Here is a 4,459-nt window from a genome sequence, read left to right on the forward strand (position 1 = left end):
GGCGCGGCTCGGCCTCACGGCCTGAGCCTCCGGCCGGCATACGGAAGCGGCCTGTCCGGACGAGAAGGCCCGGACACGAGGAAGGCCCCGCTCCATGAGGAGCGGGGCCTTCGTCGTCGTTCGGGTGTGGAGCGTCAGACCTGCTTCTTGCCGGTGGCCATGCCGTAGCCGACGATGAGCAGGGCGGCGACGACGATGCCGGCGAGGAACGGGATGAACTGGAACCCGCCGTTCTCGTTGTTGTAGCCCAGCTGGTAGACGAGCCACGATGCGATGAGCGAGCCGAGGATTCCGAGGATCACGGTGACGAGCACCGAGACGCTCTGCCGTCCGGGGAGGACGAGCCGAGCCAGCGCTCCGATGATGGCACCGACGATGATGGCGCCGATGATGGTTCCGATCACGGGAACCGCTCCTTTCTGGCCCTCTCGGGCGCGAGGTGGGCCGTCTGAATGACGACCTGACATCTCGACCCTATGCCACAAGAGGGGGCCCGAGCCGGGAGCGCGTCGGCCCATTTTCGGACTCGGAGGCGCGTCATCCCGGCAGGTCAGAGCGGGTTTCGCGGGAGCGTGGCCGACGCGTCCTCAGTCGGCCATGTCGGGGCGGATCTGGCCGAACCCGACGCGGCTCTTCTCGGACTCGCCGACCTGGACCCAGCCGAGCGAACGACCGGGCACGATGACCTGACGGCCCTTGGTGTCGGTGAGCCGGAGCACCCCGCCGTCGACGAGCGCGGCGTCGACCGCCTGCGCGACCTCGTCGGCGGACGCGTCGGTCTCGAGTGCGATCTCGCGTGCGACGTTCTGCACGCCGATGTTGACCTCCACGGTCTGATCCCTTCGGTTCGCGGTGGCGCGCGGCGAGGGCCGCACACCGTTTCCGAGGAGGCTAACCGTGTGCCGCCTCGGAACGTTCCCCGCCCACCCGCGGCAGGGAGCCGACACCGCGCCAGGCGAGGGCGGTGGCGAGGGCGCTGGCCTCGTCGCGGGCGAGGTCGGACTCGGCGGCGAGCCAGTGGCGGGCGGTGATCTGGGCCATGCCCGCGAGACCGACGCCGAGGAGCATCGCCTGCTCGTCGGGGATGCCCGAGTCCTGGACGATGACGTCGGCGATGGCCTCGGCGCACGACAGCTCGAGGCTGTCGAGCCGGGCCCGCACCTGCGGCACGCTCGTGAGGTCGGACTCGAAGACCATCCGGAAGGCAGCGCCCTCGCGCGAGACGAAGTCGTAGTAGGCGCTGATCGTCGCGGCGACCCGCTCCTGGTTGTCCTCGGTGGGGCGGGCGAGTGCCTCACGGACGAGCCGCTCGAGGGTGTCGCAGTGCTGGTCGAGAAGCGCGAGGTAGAGCTCGAGCTTGCCGGGGAAGTGCTGGTAGAGGACCGGCTTGGAGACGCCCGCGTGCTCGGCGATGTCGTCCATGGCGGCCGCGTGGTAGCCCCGCTCGACGAAGACGGCCTGGGCGGCGTCGAGCAGCTGGGCGCGTCGCTCGGATCGGGGCATCCGCTGGCCGCGGGGAGGGCTCGTGTCCATGACGGTCCTGTCTGCGGGTCGAACTCGTGTGGTCGTCGTCATGGTACGGAACGGCGAGGGCCCGCAAGGACGACCGACGTATCGTGGCGGTCGTGAACGCCTTCGGCGCGACAAGCGCCCGTATGCCGGTCGCGCCCCTCGGCGAGGCGCTCTCACCCCGTGAGCGGACCCGCTTCGCGCGGCACGTCATCCTCCCGGGGGTGGGTGACGAGGGGCAGCGGCGGATGCGGTCCGCCCGGGTGCTCGTCGTCGGGGCGGGTGGCCTCGGGTCGCCGGTCCTGCTCTACCTCGCCGCGGCCGGGGTCGGGCGCCTCACCGTCGTCGACGACGACGTCGTCGACCCGACGAACCTCCAGCGACAGGTCGTCCACGGGGTGGCGGACGTCGGACGCGACAAGACCGCCTCCGCGGTGGACGCGCTCGCCAGGCTCGCACCGGAGGTCGAGGTCAGGCCCGTCGCCGAGCGCCTCACGTCCGCCAACGTCCTCGACCTCGTCGCCGACCACGACGTCGTCGTCGACGGCGCCGACAACTTCCCGACCCGCTACCTCGTCGGCGACGCGTGCGGGCGCCTCGGCGTCCCGCACGTGTGGGGCTCGGTCTACCAGCACGACGCGCAGGTGAGTGTCTGGTGGGCCGGCGTCGGGCCCTGCTACCGCTGCGTCTTCCCCACGCCACCGCCACCGGGTGCGGTCCCTTCCTGCTCGACCGGAGGCGTGCTCGGCGCGAGCGTCGGCGCCGTCGGCTCGGTCATGGCGGAGGAGGTCGTCAAGCTGCTCGTCGGTGGCGGGGAACCCCTCGTCGGCAGGCTCCTGCTCCACGACGCGTGGCGGCAGGAGTGGAGCACGATCGCCGTCGCCGCGGACCCGCACTGCGCCGTCTGCGGCGTCGAGGCGGACGAGCGCGCACCGCTGGGGATCGAGGACGTCCAGGCCCACGAGACGACGGCGCAGGGCGAGCCGAACGGGCTGCCGGCGGTGTCCGCGAGCGACCTCGCGACCCGTCTGCGCGCGCGGGAGGCCGGCGCCGACGACTTCGTCCTCCTCGACGTGCGGGAGCCGGGGGAGCGCGACGTCGTCGTCATCCCCGGAGCGCTCGCGGTCCCGCTCGGCGAGGTGCGCACCCGCGGACGGGAGGCGCTCGCGCAGGTCGCGGACGGCATACAGGTGCTCGTGCACTGCAAGACGGGGGCGCGCTCTGCGGAGGCCGTGGAGCGGCTGCGTGCCGAGGGCGTCGACGCCCTCGACGTCACCGGCGGCGTCCTCGCGTGGGTGCGCGACGTCGACCCCAGCCAGCCGACCTACTGACGCGGGCCGGACGCGACCGGGCGAGGCGGGGTGTCGGTCGGGCGTGATGGGATTCGGGGTGTGCTGACCCTGCGACGAGCCGCGACCGCCGAGGTCGTCGAGCCTGCCCTCGACGCGGTCCAGCAGACCGTCGTCGACTGGCGCGGGAGCGGGGTGCTGAGGGTGCTCGGCGCCCCCGGCACGGGCAAGACGACCGTGGCGGTCGAGCTCGTCGCCGCCCAGGTCGCCGACGGGCTGCGACCCGAGCAGTGCCTCGTCCTCGCCGCCTCGAGGCGAGGCGCGGCGAGACTGCGCGACCGGGTCACCGCCCGGGTGGGTGGGACCTCGACCGAGCCGCTGGCGCGGACCTTCCCGTCGTTCGGGTTCGGGGTGCTGCGTGCTGCTGCGGCGCTGGCGGGTGACGAGGCGCCGCGGCTGCTCAGCGGCCCCGAGCAGGACGTCGTCCTTCGCGAGCTGCTCGCCGGCCACGCGTCGGGCGAGACGCCCGGTCCGCGCTGGCCCGAGCGGGTCCGGCTCGCGCTGCCGACGCGCGCCTTCCGGGCCGAGCTGCGCGACCTGCTCATGCGTGCCGTCGAGCTCGGGCTCGGCGCCGACGACCTCGAGCGGCTCGGGCACGAGCACGACCGCGAGGAGTGGGTGGCCGGGGCCGACCTGCTGCGCGAGTACGACGAGGTCACCGCCCTCCTCACGCCCGGAGGATTCGACCCTGCCCAGATCCTCGGCGCGGCGGCGGGCGCGCTCGACGGGGACCCCGCCCTCGCGGACGCCGTGACCTCGGCGCTGCGGCTCGTCGTCGTCGACGACGCCCAGGAGATGACGCCGGCGGCGCTGCGCCTGCTCGACGTGCTGCGCCGGGTCGCTCCGGCCGCTGGCACCGTCCTCCTCGGTGACCCCGACAGCGCCACCCAGACCTTCCGCGGCGGCGACCCTGCGCTGCTGGCGCGGGAGTGGGCCGTCCTCGGCGACGGTCCGACCCTCGTTCTGCCGCGCAGCCACCGCCTCCCCGAGCGGCTGCTCCACGTCACCGGAGCCGTCGCCGGGCACGTGGGCGTCCTCGGGGACGTCTCGCACCGACGCACCGAGCCGGCCGCGCCCGGCGGCGACGTCGAGGTCCACCTGCTGCGCTCGGCCAGCCAGGAGGCCGGGTTCGTCGCGGCCCGGCTGCGAGCCGCCCACCTGCTCGACGGGGTGTCGTGGGCCGACATGGCGGTCGTGGTCCGTGGGCAGGCCCGCAGCGCAGCCCTGCGCCGTGCGCTCCAGTCGGCCGGAGTGCCGGTGAGCGCCGCCGAGGCCGAGCTTCCGGTGCGCGACGAGCCGGCCGTGCGGCCACTCCTCTCGTTGCTCCAGGTCGTCATCGACCTCGGGCTGCGCCGCACGCAGGACGTGCCCGTCGACACCGCCCTGGACGTCCTCGTGTCGCCGCTCGGTGCGGCGGACCCGGTCGAGCTGCGCCGCCTGCGCCGAGCGCTGCGGCGCGACGAGCTCGACGCCGGGGGCTCGCGCACGAGCGACGAGCTCCTCGCGGAGGTGCTCCTGCGCCCCGCCGTCCACGACCGGCTCGGGATCGAGGGGCGCTCGGTGCAGCGCGTCGGCCGGATGATCCGTGCGGGTGTCGCCGC

General features: G+C 74.2%; 5 protein-coding genes. 2 read left to right on the top strand and 3 right to left on the bottom strand.

The window, feature by feature from the left end; translation table 11 throughout:
* Window positions 1–134 precede the first annotated feature (134 nt).
* The 3 genes from N798_RS15720 to N798_RS15730 all read right to left on the bottom strand — a co-directional run bounded on the left by N798_RS15720 (window position 135) and on the right by N798_RS15730 (window position 1,533).
* Window positions 135–404, bottom strand: a complete 270-nt coding sequence (locus N798_RS15720) for a GlsB/YeaQ/YmgE family stress response membrane protein (RefSeq protein ID WP_035950375.1) — start codon at window positions 402–404, stop codon at window positions 135–137.
* Window positions 405–587: 183 nt separating this feature from the next.
* Window positions 588–830: a DUF3107 domain-containing protein gene (locus N798_RS15725; RefSeq protein WP_035950379.1), complete on the bottom strand. Its 243-nt coding sequence runs from the start codon at window positions 828–830 to the stop codon at window positions 588–590.
* Window positions 831–891: 61 nt separating this feature from the next.
* The gene (locus tag N798_RS15730) at window positions 892–1,533 is read right to left on the bottom strand and encodes a TetR/AcrR family transcriptional regulator (RefSeq protein ID WP_035950382.1); all 642 of its coding nucleotides are present in this window, start codon (window positions 1,531–1,533) and stop codon (window positions 892–894) included.
* Window positions 1,534–1,625: 92 nt separating this feature from the next.
* On the opposite strand from N798_RS15730, the gene N798_RS15735 reads away from it, so the two are divergent.
* Both N798_RS15735 and N798_RS15740 read left to right on the top strand, forming a co-directional pair.
* Window positions 1,626–2,840 carry a ThiF family adenylyltransferase gene (locus N798_RS15735; RefSeq protein WP_308738181.1) on the top strand — a complete coding sequence of 405 codons (1,215 nt, stop codon included), beginning with the start codon at window positions 1,626–1,628 and terminating at the stop codon, window positions 2,838–2,840.
* A gap of 60 nt (window positions 2,841–2,900) precedes the next feature.
* Window positions 2,901–4,459: UvrD-helicase domain-containing protein (locus N798_RS15740; protein WP_035950385.1), on the top strand; the 1,559-nt coding region annotated here is incomplete at its 3' end.

Source organism: Knoellia flava TL1, assembly GCF_000768675.1.
Taxonomy (GTDB): Bacteria; Actinomycetota; Actinomycetes; order Actinomycetales; family Dermatophilaceae; genus Knoellia; species Knoellia flava.